General features: G+C 70.7%; 18 protein-coding genes. 11 read left to right on the top strand and 7 right to left on the bottom strand.

Annotation, left to right across the window (positions count from 1 at the left end; all coding sequences use genetic code 11):
• Positions 1-5 precede the first annotated feature (5 nt).
• From AB0M02_RS32735 to AB0M02_RS32725, 3 genes are read left to right on the top strand one after another with little or no spacing between them, the layout of a single operon-like run.
• Positions 6-869: a helix-turn-helix transcriptional regulator gene (locus tag AB0M02_RS32735; protein WP_364233928.1), complete on the top strand. Its 864-nt coding sequence runs from the start codon at positions 6-8 to the stop codon at positions 867-869.
• Positions 870-889: 20 nt separating this feature from the next.
• Positions 890-2,287: an alpha/beta fold hydrolase gene (locus AB0M02_RS32730; protein ID WP_364233926.1), complete on the top strand. Its 1,398-nt coding sequence runs from the start codon at positions 890-892 to the stop codon at positions 2,285-2,287.
• Positions 2,284-2,667 carry a VOC family protein gene (locus AB0M02_RS32725; protein WP_364233923.1) on the top strand — a complete coding sequence of 128 codons (384 nt, stop codon included), beginning with the start codon at positions 2,284-2,286 and terminating at the stop codon, positions 2,665-2,667. The genes AB0M02_RS32730 and AB0M02_RS32725 overlap by 4 nt, the downstream gene beginning before the upstream one ends.
• On the opposite strand, the gene AB0M02_RS32720 is transcribed toward AB0M02_RS32725, so the two are convergent.
• The 3 genes from AB0M02_RS32720 to AB0M02_RS32710 all read right to left on the bottom strand — a co-directional run bounded on the left by AB0M02_RS32720 (position 2,664) and on the right by AB0M02_RS32710 (position 5,800).
• Entirely contained in the window at positions 2,664-3,683 is a 1,020-nt protein-coding gene (locus AB0M02_RS32720; protein ID WP_364233920.1) for an acyltransferase, read from the bottom strand. The two genes, AB0M02_RS32725 and AB0M02_RS32720, sit on opposite strands and share 4 nt — an antisense overlap.
• Before the next feature lie 99 nt (positions 3,684-3,782).
• The gene (locus AB0M02_RS32715; RefSeq protein ID WP_364233919.1) at positions 3,783-4,847 is read right to left on the bottom strand and encodes a LacI family DNA-binding transcriptional regulator; all 1,065 of its coding nucleotides are present in this window, start codon (positions 4,845-4,847) and stop codon (positions 3,783-3,785) included.
• Between the two features lie 5 nt (positions 4,848-4,852).
• Positions 4,853-5,800: a membrane dipeptidase gene (locus tag AB0M02_RS32710; RefSeq protein ID WP_364233917.1), complete on the bottom strand. Its 948-nt coding sequence runs from the start codon at positions 5,798-5,800 to the stop codon at positions 4,853-4,855.
• A 195-nt stretch (positions 5,801-5,995) separates the two neighbouring features.
• On the opposite strand from AB0M02_RS32710, the gene AB0M02_RS32705 reads away from it, so the two are divergent.
• From AB0M02_RS32705 to AB0M02_RS32690, 4 genes are all read left to right on the top strand, one after another.
• The gene (locus AB0M02_RS32705) at positions 5,996-6,658 is read left to right on the top strand and encodes a DUF4097 family beta strand repeat-containing protein (RefSeq protein WP_364233915.1); all 663 of its coding nucleotides are present in this window, start codon (positions 5,996-5,998) and stop codon (positions 6,656-6,658) included.
• Positions 6,659-6,737: 79 nt separating this feature from the next.
• Complete coding sequence (locus AB0M02_RS32700) at positions 6,738-7,127, top strand: GntR family transcriptional regulator (RefSeq protein ID WP_364233913.1); 390 nt, start codon at positions 6,738-6,740, stop codon at positions 7,125-7,127.
• A complete protein-coding gene (locus AB0M02_RS32695) occupies positions 7,124-7,990 on the top strand; it encodes an ABC transporter ATP-binding protein (RefSeq protein ID WP_364233912.1) in 867 nt (288 codons plus the stop codon). The genes AB0M02_RS32700 and AB0M02_RS32695 overlap by 4 nt, the downstream gene beginning before the upstream one ends.
• Positions 7,987-9,003 (top strand): ABC transporter permease subunit, encoded by a 1,017-nt coding sequence (locus tag AB0M02_RS32690; RefSeq protein WP_364233910.1) that lies wholly within the window; start codon positions 7,987-7,989, stop codon positions 9,001-9,003. Before AB0M02_RS32695 ends, AB0M02_RS32690 begins: the two co-directional genes overlap by 4 nt.
• Positions 9,004-9,015: 12 nt before the next feature.
• Here AB0M02_RS32690 and AB0M02_RS32685 read toward each other — a convergent pair whose 3' ends face one another.
• Positions 9,016-9,678 carry a TetR/AcrR family transcriptional regulator gene (locus tag AB0M02_RS32685; RefSeq protein ID WP_364233907.1) on the bottom strand — a complete coding sequence of 221 codons (663 nt, stop codon included), beginning with the start codon at positions 9,676-9,678 and terminating at the stop codon, positions 9,016-9,018.
• Between the two features lie 79 nt (positions 9,679-9,757).
• On the opposite strand from AB0M02_RS32685, the gene AB0M02_RS32680 reads away from it, so the two are divergent.
• Both AB0M02_RS32680 and AB0M02_RS32675 read left to right on the top strand, forming a co-directional pair.
• Entirely contained in the window at positions 9,758-10,648 is an 891-nt protein-coding gene (locus AB0M02_RS32680; RefSeq protein WP_364233905.1) for an SDR family NAD(P)-dependent oxidoreductase, read from the top strand.
• Between the two features lie 36 nt (positions 10,649-10,684).
• Entirely contained in the window at positions 10,685-11,203 is a 519-nt protein-coding gene (locus tag AB0M02_RS32675) for a LytR C-terminal domain-containing protein (protein WP_364233903.1), read from the top strand.
• Between the two features lie 7 nt (positions 11,204-11,210).
• Here the strand turns inward: AB0M02_RS32675 and AB0M02_RS32670 are convergent, their stop codons facing one another.
• The 3 genes from AB0M02_RS32670 to AB0M02_RS32660 all read right to left on the bottom strand — a co-directional run bounded on the left by AB0M02_RS32670 (position 11,211) and on the right by AB0M02_RS32660 (position 13,062).
• The gene (locus AB0M02_RS32670; RefSeq protein ID WP_364233900.1) at positions 11,211-11,990 is read right to left on the bottom strand and encodes a dienelactone hydrolase family protein; all 780 of its coding nucleotides are present in this window, start codon (positions 11,988-11,990) and stop codon (positions 11,211-11,213) included.
• 75 nt (positions 11,991-12,065) lie between these two features.
• Positions 12,066-12,800 carry a maleylpyruvate isomerase family mycothiol-dependent enzyme gene (locus AB0M02_RS32665; RefSeq protein WP_364233897.1) on the bottom strand — a complete coding sequence of 245 codons (735 nt, stop codon included), beginning with the start codon at positions 12,798-12,800 and terminating at the stop codon, positions 12,066-12,068.
• A 19-nt stretch (positions 12,801-12,819) separates the two neighbouring features.
• Positions 12,820-13,062, bottom strand: coding sequence for a hypothetical protein (locus AB0M02_RS32660; protein WP_364233894.1), 243 nt, complete (start codon positions 13,060-13,062; stop codon positions 12,820-12,822).
• A 141-nt stretch (positions 13,063-13,203) separates the two neighbouring features.
• On the opposite strand from AB0M02_RS32660, the gene AB0M02_RS32655 reads away from it, so the two are divergent.
• Both AB0M02_RS32655 and galE read left to right on the top strand, forming a co-directional pair.
• Positions 13,204-14,127, top strand: coding sequence for a hypothetical protein (locus AB0M02_RS32655; RefSeq protein ID WP_364233893.1), 924 nt, complete (start codon positions 13,204-13,206; stop codon positions 14,125-14,127).
• A gap of 14 nt (positions 14,128-14,141) precedes the next feature.
• Positions 14,142-15,179: a UDP-glucose 4-epimerase GalE gene (galE, locus tag AB0M02_RS32650; protein WP_364233890.1), complete on the top strand. Its 1,038-nt coding sequence runs from the start codon at positions 14,142-14,144 to the stop codon at positions 15,177-15,179.
• Positions 15,180-15,341: the final 162 nt, after the last annotated feature.

Below are 15,341 nucleotides of genomic sequence, written 5' to 3'. Positions count from 1 at the left end.
CCGTCATGCGACGGGGATGCCGGCTGTGTGTGGCTCGGTACGCGGGACAGCCCGGCACGGGAGGCTGCCTCGGGCACCTGGACGGCATGCGCCTGTTCGAGGCCCGGTGCGGCCTCGACGGCGCCCGGTACGGCCCGGTGGGGTACGCGACGGGACACCGGCTCGTCCTGCCCCGCTCAGGCGCCTACCTGATGCGGATCAACGGCCGCGAGGTGTTCGTCGACAGTGGCGCGGCGCTGCTGATCCGGGCCGGTGACGAAATGCGGGTGGCGCACCCGCTGGGCGGCGGGGACACGTTCACCGACGTGATCCTCGACGCGGAGATCGCCGACCGATGGCCGCGTTCGGCGTACCGTTTCCCGCTGGACGACGCGACCGACCTGGACCACCGCCTCCTGATCGCCACCTGCCGCCGGGAGTTCGACGCGCTCGCCGCCGGCGAGCGGCTCCAGTCCCTGCTGGACCGGCTCGCCCCGCATGCCGCGTGGCGCGGTTCCGGCAGCCCGGCGACGGCAGTGGCGCACCGGCGCCTGGCCACCGAGGCGCGCGAGGTGCTCGCCGAGGGCCGATACGCCGACGGCCTCGCCGGCATCGCGGCCCGGGTCAACTGCTCGCCGCACCACCTGAGCCGGATCTTCCGGTCGGTTACGGGTGAGACGCTCACCGCCTACCGCAACCGGATGCGGGTCCGCGCGGTCCTGTCCGATGTGCAGGACGGCGCCGACTGCCTGCGGACACTGGCCGCCCGGTACGGCTTCGCCGACCAGTCACATCTGACCCGGGTGGTCCGCAAGCACCTCGGTCGGCCACCGAACGCGGTGGTGCGGATCCTGCGATCGAGCACGGATGTCCAACGCCGCGACGCCTGACCCGGTGTCACATCACAGGCATGACAGCGCTCACCCGTACTCTCCGGGCTGCCGCCGCCGCTCTCGTGACCGTCACGCTCACCGCCGCCGCTCCCGGCGGCCGGGCCCTGACCGGCAGCGAACCCTGTCCCGAGATCGCCGCCTTCACCTGTTCCTACCTGACCGTTCCCCTGGACCGGAGCGGGCAACGGCCCGGCACGCTGCGGCTGCGCGTAGCCGTCGCGGACAACGCGGACGCTCCCCGCGGCGTGCTGATGGTCCTGTCCGGAGGACCCGGCCAGCCCGGCCCGGCCCTCGTCCCCCGGATCGCCCAGCGACTGTCCTACCTGCTCACCGACTATCGCATGGTGATGATCGACCAACGGGGCACCGGCGCCGGTGCGATCGACTGCCCACGGCTGCAGGCGGAGGTGGGCTTCTCGGACATCACCCCGCCGTCGGCGACCGCCGTGCGCGAGTGCGCCGAGCTGCTCGGCGACGACCGCCACCACTACACGACCGCCGACACCGTGGCCGATCTCGACGACCTGCGCCGCGCGCTGGGCGTGAGCCGGTGGACTCTCGACGGCGTCTCCTACGGCAGTTTCGTGGCCGCGCAGTACGGCCTCACCCATCCGCGGCGAGTCTCCCGTATGGTGCTCGACTCCGTCGTGCCCCAGGACGATCCGGACGCGCTCTACCTGGACAGTCTTCGCCGCGCCGGCTGGGTGCTGCGCACAGCGTGCCGCGAGCAGCAGTGCGGGTACGACCCGGCGGCCGAACTCGCCACGGTGGTCAGGCACCACGACAACGGAGTAGGCGTCCTCGACCTCCTGGTGATCGCCAGCATTGTGGACCCGAAGCTGACCGGTGCCACGTTCTATCCCGTGCTCGCCCTGCTCCACCAGGCGGCGCAGGGGGACGTGGAGCCGCTCAACGCCGCCATCGAGGAGCTGCGTTACGGCAGTCCCACACCGCCGACCGAGTTGAGCGTGGGCCTGCACGTGGCGACCCTCTGCGCGGACCTGCGAAGCACCCCGTGGGGCAGTTCGGCCGCACCGGTCCGTTTCCGGGACGAAGCGATCACCCGCGCCCTGGACAAGATCTCCCCCGCCGAGGCGTGGCCGTTCGAACCGAGGACGGCGGTCGAGCAGGGCATCATCGCGAGCTGCCGGCACTGGCCCGTGTCCCGGCCGAACCCGCGGCCGCCGTACTCCCGGCTGACCATGCCGATCCTCCTTCTCAGCGGCGACCGCGACCTGTCGACGCCGCTGGAGTGGGCCCGTGAGCAGGCCGCCCGCACCCCGCACGGCCGTCTGGTGGTCATCCCCGGCATGGGCCACTCGGTCCAGGGCCGCAACGCCACCGGTGACCAGGCGGTGGCCGAATTCCTCACGCCCCCCTTCGCACCGCGCTCGCCGCTACCCTCCCGGTCATGACCGTCATCTCCGTCATGCTCGCGGTACCGGACGCCGCCGCAGCCTCCGCCTGGTACCAGCGAGCCCTCGGCGCCACCGAGCTGTGGAACCTCGGCTCAGTCATCGGCCTGGAACTCCAGGGCGCGCCGTTCTTCGTGGCGGAGCCCGCGAACAACGGCTGGGAGAGCCCGGCGTCCCTCGGCAGCACCACGACACGGATCGAGGTGTTCGTCGATGACCCCGACTCGGTCGCCGGTGGCGCCGCCGAGGCGGGGGCGAACTATCACGACCCGGTGCGCGACCACGCCGCCCTGTGGGGCACGCACCGACAGGGCGGCTTCTTCGACCCGTACGGTCATCTCTGGCTCGTGGGCGACAAGTCCCCGCTGCAACGTCGTTAAGGCAGCGCCGGCGAGATCCGTGGCCTCCTCCGGGCGGCCAGGTCCTCCACCCAGCCGAGCGCCAGAACGGCGACCGCGAGCAGCCCCATCGCGATCGTGAAATCAGCCAGGTACTCCAGGCCCTGGGTCGGGATCCGCCACAGTTTGAGCGGATCGAACAGGGCCACCGCCACGGTGATCGCGACGTTGTGCCACAGATAGACGGTCACCGCGCGGTTGTTCACCATCGACACGAAGCCGTCCAGTGGCCGGCTGCGGGCCAGCCAGTCCATCCGCGGGGTCCAGCGCATCAGCACCAGCACGAACCCGATCGCGTAGATCGCGTAGGCCACCGGGATACTGGTCAGATCCATGTGGTTCTCGATCGGGTGGGTCCAGGCCCAGGCCAGCGCGCCGGTCACGCAAGCGGCACCCAGGCCGAGGACGACGGCCGGGCGCAGTGCCTTCAGATGACCTTCGCGGTGGGCCATGCCGAGAACCCAGCAGGATGCGTACGCGAGAACGTTCTGCGCCACCCACCCGGCGCCACCGGCCGCGACCGGGAACATCGACAGCGCCACCAGTCCGGCCAGTGGCGCCAGCACCGTCGCCAGGTGTGCCCGCCGGTAGAGCGCGAGCAGCAACGGGGACAGCAGCACCAGCCAGAGGTAGGTCACCAGGTACCACAGCACGCCGGCCGCGGAGTATCCGAATTCGCTGGAGGGCGGGTCGGCGATCGGCACGACCCACAGAAGCAGCCGAGGCCACGACGGGTGGTCCGGCCAGCCGTGGTGCAGCATCAGCGGCACCAGGATGACACCCATCGCCCAGAGCGCGGGCAGCAGACGGCGGAGCCGGTTGCGTACGGTCCGGACCGCCCCACGGTCCAGCGACTTCACCATCAGCGAACCGCCCAGCGCGAACATCACCCCCATCGACGGGAAGATCAGCTCGAGGGTGGCGATCGGGAACGCGTGGAACAGCACGACCCGGATGATCGCCAGCACGCGGAGCGTGTCGAAGTACCTGTCCCGCACGCTGACCCCACCCGTCGAACCCGGTCGAACCCCGGGGACCTTCCTCGGCGGCCACCACAACCTAGTGACCACGTATCCCCAGGTCGTAGTGCGAAAGGGTCAGATTCTGCCACCCACCCGGCCACCCGGACCGGTCCCGTCCGGCCCCGTCGTGCGGCGGACGACCAGGGTCGGTGACAGCGTGACCCGCGTGGTGCGCCGCTCCCGGTCCCCGATCCGTTCGACCAGCAGGCGGGCCGCGTCCGCGCCCATCTGCCGTCCGTCCTGGTCGACGCTGGTCAGCGAGATCGGCCCGAACGCCGCGAGCGCGCTGTTGTCGTACCCCGCCACCGAGATGTCGCCGGGGATTGACAGGCCGGCCTCCGCGATCGCCTCCATCGCGCCGAGGGCGACCACGTCGGCACCCGCGAAGATCGCCGTCGGGCGGACCGGGCGGGCGAGCAGCTCCCGGGCGCCCAGGTAACCGCCCTCGTGGGTGTACGCCGTGGACGCGATGTCGATGTACTCGGCCAGCCCACGGGCCCGCATCGCCTGGCGGTACCCGTTGGCCCGCTGAGCGTTCGGCATCTCGGCAAGCCGGACCGGGTCGGTCTCCCGGTGCTCGATGTGGGCGATCCGGCGGTGGCCGAGCTCGGCGAGGTGGTCGACGACCAGCGCCGCACCGGCCACGTCGTCGTCGGTGACCGTGTCATACGCCGGTGAGGCACCGTGCCTGCCCACCACCACCATCGGCACGTCACGGGCGACCGCGGTCAGGCGGCTCTTCGCCGAGACGGGCGCGATCAGCACCAGCCCGTCCATGCTGCGGTCGACCATGGCGTCGATGACGCGCGCCTCGGCCTTCTCGCCGTTGCACCCGGGCGCCAGCAGCACCTGGTACGACGTGTCGCCGAGCTGCGCGGTGATCCCGTCGAGGATGTCGGCGAAGAACAGGTTGCGCAGCTCGGGGAGCATCACCCCGATCGTGTACGTCTGCCCGCGCAGTCCCCGTGCAGCCGCGGACGGCCGGTAGCCGAGCTCGTCGATGGCCTGCTGGACCTTGGCGCGCATGGCCGGGCTCGCCCCGTAGGCGTTGCGCAGCACCTTGGAGACCGCGGTGGTGGACACCTGGGCGTGCCGGGCGACGTCGACGATGGTGACCCGCCGGGACACTGATCTCTCCACCGGGCCTACGTTACCGACCAGCATTCGGCCGCCACCCGCCGGAAGTTCCCGCCGAGGATCGCGGCGATCGCCTGCTCCGGATAGCCGAGCTCACGCAACGCTCCCTCGACCGCGAACAGCCCCTCCGGCGGGGTGAAGTTGATCGGCCCCCAGCGCGTGAACCAGTCGTCGAACAGGCCGGGGTTGTCGGTGATCGCCGCGTTGGCGTCCTCGGCGTCGAACGAGTAGTCACTGGAGAGCCCCACGTGTTCCGGCCCGACCAGGTTCACCGCGTAGTCGATGTGCCGGACCAGCGCCTCGAGCGACGCGTCGTTCGGGCCGAGGAAGATCCCGATGCCGGTGATGCCGACGACCCCGCCCGTCTGCGCGCACGCCCGTGCCTGGTCGTCGGTGATGTTGCGCGGATGGTCCCAGACCGCCCGCATGCACGAGTGGCTGTAGATCATCGGCTTCCGGCTGAGCTCGCTGATGTCGAGGGCGGTCCGCGCGCCGCAGTGCGAGCCGTCGGCCACCATACCCACGGCGTTCAATTCCAGGATCAGATCTTTACCGTACGCGGTGAGCCCGTCATCCGTAGCGTCGAGGCAGCCGCCGCCGGCCGCATTGCGGTGGTTGTACGCCGGCAGCATCGTGCGCACGCCGAGGTCGTAGAACTCGCGTACCCGATCCAGCCGCCCCTCCAGCGGCCCGGAGTCCTCCAGGTCGAACGCGACGTTCACCCGCGAGCTGTCCAGGTCGCCGATGTTCTTGACCAGCACGTACCGCTCGTCCGCCTCGATACGCGGCCGCCAGTCCTCCAGCAGCGCGACCACCTCGTCGTGGCCGTGCGGGGCGTAGCCGGCGTTCACCGAGACGTACGCACCGCCCGGCCGTTGATAACGGGCCAGCTCACCGAGGTCGGCGCGGCGGGTCAGCGGCAGGCAGCAGTGCTGCTCCCAGAGAAATGGCGACACGGGAAGCAAACTTACCCGCAGAGCGTTCACTTTCAGCCATTGCAACGTACCGTTGCGTTGATTTCCAAGCCAATGCAATGAAATAGCAGTCGTGAGCTGCAGCTACTCGATCTGTTTGCAACACGGCTGTTGCCTGTTTTGCGAACGCAACGTAGCGTTTCTCTCATCGGAAACAACGAGACACGGGAGAACGAGATGCACACCTTCGCCACCACCGCCCCGATCACCGCCGTCGTCGACATCCCCGCCGGACGCGTCCAGCTCATCGCCGCACACCGCGCCGACGCCACCGTCGAGGTCCGGCCCGCCACGGCCGGCAAGAGCCGCGACGTCAACGCAGCCGAGCGGACCACGGTCGACTTCACCGACGGCGTCCTGCGCGTCACCACCCCGGACACCAACCAGATCCTGGGCTCGTCGGGCTTCGTCGAGGTCACCGTCCAGCTGCCCGCCGGATCCCGCCTGCGGGCGAAGGCGGCCAGCGCCGACCTCCGCGGCGTCGGCCGCCTCGGCGAGGTCACCTTCGACGGATCGCACGGCATCATCAAGATCGACGAAGCCGCGAGCGCCCGCCTGCGCACCGACGCCGGCGACGTCACCATCGGCCGCCTCACCGGCCCCGCCGAGATCACCACCAGCAAGGGCGACATCCAGATCACCGAGGCCACCGGCGGCGAACTCACCCTCTCCACCCAGGCCGGCAACGTCACCGTCGACGCGGCGCCGGGAGTCTCCGCCACCCTCGACGCCGGCACCGGCTACGGCCGCGTCACCAACAGCCTCAAGAACGACGGCACCCCCGCCCTGACCATCAACGCCACCACGGCCTACGGCGACATCGTCGCCCGCAGCCTCTAACCCCTCCCCCGGTGCCGGGGTTGCGAGGATCATCGATCCTCCCTATTCTACTAGGCAACTAGTGGAATAGGGAGGGAATGTGATCGAGTTTCACCTGGACTCACGGTCCGGGGTCGCGCCCTACATGCAGCTCATCCAGCAGGTGCGGCACGCGCTGCGGCTGGGAGTTCTGCACGAGGGCGACAAGCTGCCCACCGTCAAGGAGGTGGTGGCGCAGGTCGCGATCAATCCGAACACGGTGTCGAAGGCGTACCGCGAGTTGGAGTACGAGGGGCTGGTCACCGCCCGGCCCGGCCTCGGCACCTTCGTCACCCGCACGCTGGGCGGCGAGTCGCTCGACAAGCACGCGCCGCTGCGGGAGAGCCTGGAGCGCTGGCTCTCCGAGGCCCGCGAGGCGGGACTCGACGACGAGAGCATCGAGGCGCTGTTCCTCAGCACTTTTCGTGCCTTTTCGGAGGCCCGAGCATGACTAGCGCACTGACCACGGAAGGTCTGATCAAAAAGTACGGGCGGCGCACCGCTCTCCGTGACTGCACTCTGGACATCCCGGCCGGCCACGTCGTCGGCCTCGTCGGCCCGAACGGCGCCGGCAAGTCCACTCTCCTCCAGCTCGCCTGCGGGCTCCTCGATCCGACCGCGGGGCGGATCGAGGTTCTCGGCGAGCGGCCGGTCAGTGGTTCACCGAGGGTCGGGTTCGTCGCGCAGGACACCCCGGTCTACGCGAGCCTGACCGTCGCGGAGCACCTGCGCATGGGCGCGCACCTGAACCCGGGCTGGGACGCCGGCCTGGCCGAGCGCCGGATCGCCCAGGTCGGGCTGGACCCGGAGCAGAAGGCGGGCAAGCTCTCCGGCGGCCAGCGCGCCCAGCTGGCCCTGACCATCGCCGCCGCGAAACGGCCCGAACTGCTGCTGCTCGACGAGCCGGTGGCCGCCCTCGACCCGCTCGCTCGGCGCAACTTCCTGCAGGGACTCATGGAGCTCACCGCCGAGCAGGGCATGAGCGTCGTGATGTCCTCGCACCTGGTCGCCGATCTGGAACGGGTCTGCGACCACCTGATCGTGCTGGTCTCCTCCCGGGTCCGGGTGTCCGGGGACGTGGACGAGCTCCTGGCCGGGCACCACCGCCTGGTCGGGCCCCGGCGCGACCCGGCCGGCCTGGGTCCCGGGCGGTCGGTCGTGGAGCAGAGCCACACCGAGGTCCAGTCGACGCTCGTGGTGCGCAGCACGGCGCCGATCGACGACCCGTCCTGGCAGGTCGACCGGCTGAACCTGGAGGACATCGTGCTGGCGTACATGAGCGAACCGGAACGCGTGCTGAAGGGACAGCGATGATCTGGATGAGCTGGCGCCAGTTCCGTACCCCCGCACTTGTCACCGGCACCCTGGTGCTCGCCCTGCTGGCCGGTCTGGCCCTGACCTGGACGACCGTGACGGGCGCGGCCGAGGACGCCGGGTACACCGGCTGCCGGGGTGACGCGTGCGCGGCCGCCGCCTCGACGTTCCTGGAGGCCCTGCAGCAGACGGCGGCGAGTGAGTTCCACAAGTTCGCCATCGTGGTGCTGCTCCTTCTCCCGGTCCTGCTCGGCATCTTCTGGGGCGCGCCGCTGGTGGCGCGCGAACTGGAGTCCGGCACGTACCGGATGGTCTTCAGCCAGTCGGTCAGCCGCGGCCGCTGGCTGCTCGTCAAGCTCGCGATCGGCGGCGCGGCGGTGGCGATCGGTACCGGCCTGTTCACCCTGACCCTCAGCCGATGGGCACAACCGATCGACTCGGCCTCGGCGGACCGGCTCAACCCGCTGGTCTTCGGCGCGCGCGGGCTCGTGCCGATCGGCTACGCGGCGCTCGCCTTCGCCGTCGGCGTCACCGCGGGCCTGCTGCTGCGGCGCACGGTCACCGCGATGGCGGTCACGCTCCTGGTGGTCGCCGGCATTCAGCTCGCCGGCCCGCTCCTTCTCCGCCCGCTGCTGGCGGAGAAGGTCACCACGGCGCTACCGCTCGACGTGGGTGGCCGGTACGGCATCTCGCTGAACGACGACACCAAGGAGATGACACTCCACGTCGAACCCTCGATCCGGGGTGTCTGGGTGCTGTCCAACATCGTGGTGACCCCGGCCGGGACCGAGTTCACGGGGCCGGCCGACACCACACTCTGCGGCCCGGAGGCACCCGACGACCACCGGACGTGCCCCGACTGGCTCGAGGCGCAGAATCTCCGCCAGCAGCTGATCTACATCCCGGGCACCGAGTTCTGGCCGCTGCAGTGGCGCGAGTTCGGCCTGCTGATCGGCCTCACCGCGGCCGTCTCCGGCTTCTCCCTCTGGTGGATCCGCCGGCGCCTGGCCTGACGGCGTGGCTCGTCATCGTGGCAGCGTGCCCAGGATCGCGGTCCCGATGGCGAGCCGCAGGGCGTCGCCCAGGTCGGCGTGGAGCAGGGCCAGGGCCGGTTCCGCCTCGTAGGCGGCGAGCACACTCGCCGGCGGCGAGCAGTACGTCGCCAGCGCACCAGCCATGATCAGGCTCTGCAGGCAGACCACCGGAATGCCGTCACCCAGCTCCGGCACGTGCCGGCGGATCAGCTCGGTCATGGTGTGCAGGCAGCCGAGCGACGCCCGCTTGTGACGCAGGACGACGTCGACAGACACGTTGTGCTCCAGCACGCCGCCCTGCGCACCGAAGAGATCGCACAGCACGGTACGCCCGGCGAGCGAACGGCTCAGCACGTCGGCCAGCTGTGCCCCGCGCTCCTCAGCGCTCAGCCGTCCGTCGATGCCGGCGGCCAGTTCGCCGTCCAGGTCGGCGAGCCACCTCTCCAGGAAGTAGTCGAGCAGTTCGAGCAGCACCGCCTCGCGGGACTCGAAGTAGCGCAGCACGTTCGACTTCGCCAGGCCGACCCGGCGGCTCAGCTCGTTGAGGCTGACCTCGGCCACCGGCATCTCGTCGAGCATCGTGGCGGCCGTGTCCAGGATCGTCCGGCGCCGCGCCTCCCGCTGCTCCTCACTGCGGGCCCGCTGAAACGTCATGGCCGTCACCCTAGCTTATAGACCGCCGGTCTCTTATAGTCGACGCTATAAGAGACCGCCGGTTCGTTAGGAGATCGACATGTGGACCGAAGAGAACATCCCTGATCAGAGCGGGCGGGTCGCGGTGGTGACCGGCGCCAACACCGGACTGGGCTTCGAGACCGCCCGGGCACTCGCCGGGCGTGGCGCGTCCGTGGTGCTCGCCGTGCGGGACATCGAGAAGGGCAAGCGGGCCGCCTCCCGCATGACCGGCGACGTCTCGGTGCAGGCGCTGGACCTGACATCGCTGGATTCCGTACGGGCCGCGGCGGAGTCCCTGCGCGCCGCCCACCCGCGGATCGACCTGCTGATCAACAACGCCGGTGTGATGTACACGCCGAAGCAGACCACCCGCGACGGCTTCGAGATGCAGTTCGGCACCAACCACCTCGGCCACTTCGCGCTCACCGGGCTGCTGCTGGACCGCCTGCTGCCGGTCCAGGGTTCCCGGGTCGTGACGGTCAGCAGCGTCGGGCACCGGATCCGGGCCGCGATCCACTTCGACGACCTGCAGTGGGAGCGGTCCTACGGGCGGGTCGCCGCGTACGGGCAGTCCAAGCTCGCCAACCTGATGTTCACCTATGAGCTGCAACGGCGGCTCGCGGCGCACGGCACCACCGTCGCGGTGGCCGCGCACCCCGGCATGTCCAACACCGAGCTGGCCCGCAACGCCCCGGCGCTCGTCCGCCTGCCGCTCACCTGGCTCGCACCGGTCATCACGCAGAACAGCGCGAACGGCGCGCTGCCGAGCCTGCGGGCCGCGACCGACCCGGCGGTTCTGGGTGGGCAGTACTACGGGCCCGACGGCATCGGCGAGGTCCGCGGCCGCCCCCACCCGGTCACGTCCAGCCCGGAGTCCTACGACGTGAGCGTCCAGCGGCGCCTGTGGGCCGTCTCCGAGGAACTCACCGGTGTGACCTACGCCATGTGAGTGCACGGAAAGCCGCCGGCGTGCGTCAGGGGTGGCATGACCTATGCGCGCATGCGGGCGTACCTCATCGTCGGTGTTCTGGTTCTGGCCGCGGCCATCACCGTGATCATCTCGGTGGTCAACGACACCCAGAGCGACGCGGCCACCGGCGACTGCCCGGCCGGCACCCCGCGCGCGAACCTCACGCTTCCCGCCGAGGCGGCGCAGGTCAAACTGCGCGTGCTCAACGGCACTCGCAGGGCCGGGATGGCCGAGCAGGTCAGCGAGGACTTCAAGAACCGCGGCTTCGCCGTGCAGCCCGCCGCGAAGAGCAAGAACAAGAACAAGGACATCGCGATCATTCAGTACGGCCCGAAGTCCGTCGGCGCCGCCCAGTGGATCAAGGCGTTCTTCCTGGGCGAGGCGACGCCGGAGTTCAGCGCCGAGCGCACCACCGACGTGATCGACATCGTGATCGGCGACAGGTATCAGCAGCTCGCCACGGACATCGAGGTCAAACAGTCACTGGCCCAGCTCAGCGCACCGGAACTCCCCCCGGGAACCTGCGCGGCCTGACGGTGCGCTACGCGGGGACGTGCTCGGTCAGGAATGCCAGGATGCGGGCGGAGATCGCCGGGTAATTCGGATCACCGGGGTTCAGGTACTGCCCGTGTCCCGCGGCGGGGATCGGGATGAACTGTTTCGGCCATGGCACGGAGGCGTACGCATCCTTGCCTGCCTTGATCGGCACCACCCGGTCGGCCTCACCGTGCAGGAACAACATCGGTGCCGGCGGCCCGGCGAAAGCCGAGGCCGGCCGGCGGCCCGCGATGGAGACCGCCGCACGCAGCGCCCGGGAGTGCCCTTTGCGGAACATGCCCAGCGTGGTGGTGCCGCCGGCCGAGAAACCGACGGCCGCGACGTGGTCGCCGTCCAGATGCGGCGCGAGGTCGCCGGTGGTCAGCTTCTCGAGCACGAATGCCGCGTCCGCGGGCTGACGGCGGATGTCGTCGCGATCCACCCGTACGCGACCGTTCGTGTGCGGATAGGCCGGAGCGGCCACGACGTAACCCGCCTTGGCCCAGCCGGTGGCGAGCGGCGCGAACTGCTCGGGAAGTCCGCCGAGCCCGTGACTGAACAGGATGATCGGGTGCCGGCCCGGGGCGACGCCGGTGCCGCCCGCCGCGCTGAGGTACCAGAGGGTGGTCGGCAGCGGCCTGCCCTTACCCCGGGCGAACTGCACGACACGGCTGACGACGCGTGACCCGGTGCCGGCGGCGGCCGCGGCCTGCGCGCGCGGCACGGTGCCGCACCCGGACATGAGCAGCAACAACGCCGCCGCGACCGTCCCGATGCCCCGCATGCTGTGACTGTAGGAACGCGCAGCAACGCGGGCGAGAGCGTTGCGGGTGAGGTCACGCTCCGTTCGGGTGAAACGTCACTCCGGGAGGACGGCGGCGCGTGCCCGGCGTTCCCTCGGGGGTGGGCTGAGCAGCACGCGCAGTGGTGCGGCCAGGCGGTGCCGCAGTGCCGGGCGCGGCGCCTGCCCGGCCAGCCTGTCCCGCAGGATCGGTACGCCGTCGCCGGAGAGGGCGCCGAGGGCAGCACGCCGGCCGGCCATCGCCAGGACCAGGGGCTCGGCCGGGCCGGTGACCAGGGCGCCGGCGCCGTGCGACCAGCCGGTGTCGGTGGCGGTGACCCGCAGGCCGTCCAGCCGGTGACCCATCGAGTATCCCGGTGAGGGGCGCTCCGCCAGGTGCCGGAAGGCGACCCGGAGGCGGTCCGGCGCGAGCTGCCGGTGGATGCCGAGGGCCAGGCGGATGTCGAGGTCGTGCAGGACGATGTCGGTGAGCACCGGGTCGTACCCGGACCGCGGGATCGTGGTGCGTGCGGCCGCGCCGGCGCGGAGTCTCGCGATGATCTCGGCGGTCGGGCGGCGGGCGGCCCGGCGGGTCAGCATGATGTTCCAGCGGTCGAAGTCGGCGCCGGTCGCCAGGATGCCGAGATAGATCTTCACCTGGCCGTACCGGAGATAGGTCACCAGGTGGGCGGCGACGTCATGCACCGTCCACCCGGTGCAGAGGCTGGGCCGCGCCAGCTGATCGGCGGTGAGGCTCTCCAGCAGAGCCGCCATACGCAGCCGCTCGTCGACGAGGGCGTCGTAGACCTTCATGGGAGCCGCTCCTAGCACGTCAGCCGTAGAGGTTGTCGGTCACGCCGAGCGCGTCGACCGAGGCGCCGTGCCGGGAGGCCTGGTCCGCGAGCAGCACCGCGAGCGAGTCGACGTGTGCCCGTACCGTCCGGCACGCCTCGAGGGCGGAGAGCAGCCGCATGATCGGATCCGGATCGCCGGTCACCGGGGTCACGAGAGCGGCGACGGCGTCGAGCGCGCGTGCGGCTTCCGCGAGTTCGGTGGCGACGTCTCGGGCGGGCATGGGCCTCAGCATGCCGACGGACGGCCGCCCGGTGTCTTCCAGCGTGCCGAGCCGGTGGCATCACCGCACTTTGGAAGACGTACCCCTCCCGGCCACGCCCGATGCTGACCTTTGCCGTCACTGCGATCGAAAGAAGGCGACATGGCCGTACAGCGGTTGCACGATGCCGCGCCCCTGACTGAGACAGTCCCGCCCGCTCGCCGTACCCGGGCCCTCCTGATCAGTATCGCCGCCGGAGTCCTGCTCGCCGTCTTCTGGTCGTTCGAGTTCGTCGACAAGGTGATCGGCGACAACCTCGCCAACACGGTCCTGGGCCACGACGCCAAGGAGACCGCGCTGACCGGTGCCGCCAGCGGCCTGATCTTCGCGTTCGTCTCCGGTTTCGCCGGTACGTTCACGGCCTGCAACATCGCGATGGTCGCCTCGGTCGGGCCGCTGAGCCAGGCCGCCGGCGACACCGGTCAGGCACTGCGGTCGCTGCTGCGCCCGCTCGGCTGGCTGACCGCCGGGATGGTGGCCGTGTCGGCGACCTACGGCGCGGTCGGTGTGCTGCTCGGCGACCGCCTGCCGCAGCTGTCCACCGCCATGGTCGGCACCGTGCCGGTACGCCTGATCCAGTCCTCGGTGGTCTTCGGGCTGATCGGCCTGGCCCTGATCTACCTGGGTCTCGCCGCGCTCGGCTACCTGCGTGACCCCTTCGCGCACCGGCCGACGGCCCGCGTCGTGGTGATGGGCGCGCTGATCGGCGGCTTCCTGATCGGCCGCCCGTACCCGATGTTCAACAAGCTCTTCCACTGGGCCGCGGACTCCGGCAACCCGCTGTACGGCGCGCTCGCGTTCGTCCTGCAGTCGGTGGGCAACGTGGTCATCGTGGCCGCGGTGTTCGCGCTGATCGTGGTGGCCACTCGCGGCCGGGTGCTGTCCTGGATGGCCGCACCCCGTCGCGCCGCCGTGGTGACCGGCTCGCTGCTGCTCGCCCTCGGCGTCTTCACCGTCGTCTACTGGGACCTGCGCGTACCCGCGATCTTCGGGGTGGGCTGGTTCCCGAGCCTGCCCTACAACTGACCGGAAGGTTTGGCGTGAAGGTACTCGTCGCGGGTGGCGCCGGGTTCATCGGCAGCACGGTCGCCTCCGCCCTCATCGACGCGGGGCACCGGCCCGTCATCCTGGACAACCTGATCACCGGCCGGCGCGAGTTCTGCGCCGGCCGGGACTTCTACCTCGGCGACATAGCCGACGCGGAGCTGGTCGACCGGATCCTCGCCGAGCACCCGGACATCAGCGCGGCCGTGCACTGTGCGGCGCTGATCGTGGTGCCCGACTCGGTGCGGCGGCCGATCCCGTACTACCGGGAGAACGTCGCCAAGACGCTCGACTTCGTCGACCGGCTGATCGCCAACGGTGTCGGCCGGCTGCTGTTCAGCTCGTCGGCCGCGATCTACCAGCCGGCCGAGGACCTGAGCGTGGACGAGGCGTCGCCGTTGAGCGCGGCCAGCCCGTACGCCCACACGAAGCTCGTCGTGGAGCGCATGCTCGCCGACATCACCGCCAGCAGCATGCTGCGTGTGGTCTCGCTGCGCTACTTCAACCCGATCGGCGCCGATCCCGGCCTGCGCACCGGTCTGCAGGCGCCCACACCCGGCCACGCCCTGGGCCGGATCATCGAGGCGCACCGGACCGGTACGCCGTTCCGTGTCACCGGCCTCGACTACCCCACCCGGGACGGCTCCGGCCTGCGCGACTACGTCCACGTCTGGGACCTGGCCGCCGCGCACGTGCGCGCCCTCGAGCGGTTCGACTCGCTGTTCCCCGCCGGGGCCGCCGGGCACACCGCCGTCAACCTGGGCTCCGGAACCGGCACCACGGTGCTCGAACTGGTCGAGGCGTTCAACACGATGGTCCGCCGCCCGGTCCGTCTCGAGGCCGCACCGCGGCGTCCCGGCGACGTGCCCGGCGCGTTCTCCCGCAGCCGGCGCGCGGAACTGCTGCTCGGCTGGCACCCGGAACACGACATCCGGCGCGGGATCGCCGACACGCTGGCCTGGTTCGAGCGCCGTCCCGCGCTCCTGCCCGACCTGACGGTCCCGCTGCTGCAGGACCGGGTAATGGCGGGCTAGCAATAGACCAACATCTATAGGTTCCGTAGGGGCCCGAACACCGCATACCATCACAACCTGCGCACCGACGGTCCACCCCGATCACCATCCGGGGTGGACCGTCGGTCGCCGGTGGGGTGTCTCCCCCGAGGAGTCCAGCGACGAACAGGAGCAATGGGTGCG

This window comes from Actinoplanes sp. NPDC051861, from assembly GCF_040681145.1.
In the GTDB taxonomy this organism is placed as follows: domain Bacteria; phylum Actinomycetota; class Actinomycetes; order Mycobacteriales; family Micromonosporaceae; genus Actinoplanes.
This window is presented reverse-complemented; position numbering and strand designations above follow the sequence as displayed.

Bases quoted from the DNA above. Each gene is read 5' to 3' on its own strand.
- AB0M02_RS32735 (WP_364233928.1), top strand. From the start codon at position 6: ATGCGACGGGGATGCCGGCTGTGTGTGGCTCGGTACGCGGGACAGCCC.
- AB0M02_RS32730 (WP_364233926.1), top strand. From the start codon at position 890: ATGACAGCGCTCACCCGTACTCTCCGGGCTGCCGCCGCCGCTCTCGTG.
- AB0M02_RS32725 (WP_364233923.1), top strand. From the start codon at position 2,284: ATGACCGTCATCTCCGTCATGCTCGCGGTACCGGACGCCGCCGCAGCC.
- AB0M02_RS32705 (WP_364233915.1), top strand. From the start codon at position 5,996: ATGCACACCTTCGCCACCACCGCCCCGATCACCGCCGTCGTCGACATC.
- AB0M02_RS32695 (WP_364233912.1), top strand. From the start codon at position 7,124: ATGACTAGCGCACTGACCACGGAAGGTCTGATCAAAAAGTACGGGCGG.
- AB0M02_RS32690 (WP_364233910.1), top strand. From the start codon at position 7,987: ATGATCTGGATGAGCTGGCGCCAGTTCCGTACCCCCGCACTTGTCACC.
- AB0M02_RS32685 (WP_364233907.1), bottom strand. From the start codon at position 9,678: ATGACGTTTCAGCGGGCCCGCAGTGAGGAGCAGCGGGAGGCGCGGCGC.
- AB0M02_RS32680 (WP_364233905.1), top strand. From the start codon at position 9,758: ATGTGGACCGAAGAGAACATCCCTGATCAGAGCGGGCGGGTCGCGGTG.
- AB0M02_RS32675 (WP_364233903.1), top strand. From the start codon at position 10,685: ATGACCTATGCGCGCATGCGGGCGTACCTCATCGTCGGTGTTCTGGTT.
- AB0M02_RS32670 (WP_364233900.1), bottom strand. From the start codon at position 11,990: ATGCGGGGCATCGGGACGGTCGCGGCGGCGTTGTTGCTGCTCATGTCC.
- AB0M02_RS32665 (WP_364233897.1), bottom strand. From the start codon at position 12,800: ATGAAGGTCTACGACGCCCTCGTCGACGAGCGGCTGCGTATGGCGGCT.
- AB0M02_RS32660 (WP_364233894.1), bottom strand. From the start codon at position 13,062: ATGCCCGCCCGAGACGTCGCCACCGAACTCGCGGAAGCCGCACGCGCG.
- AB0M02_RS32655 (WP_364233893.1), top strand. From the start codon at position 13,204: ATGGCCGTACAGCGGTTGCACGATGCCGCGCCCCTGACTGAGACAGTC.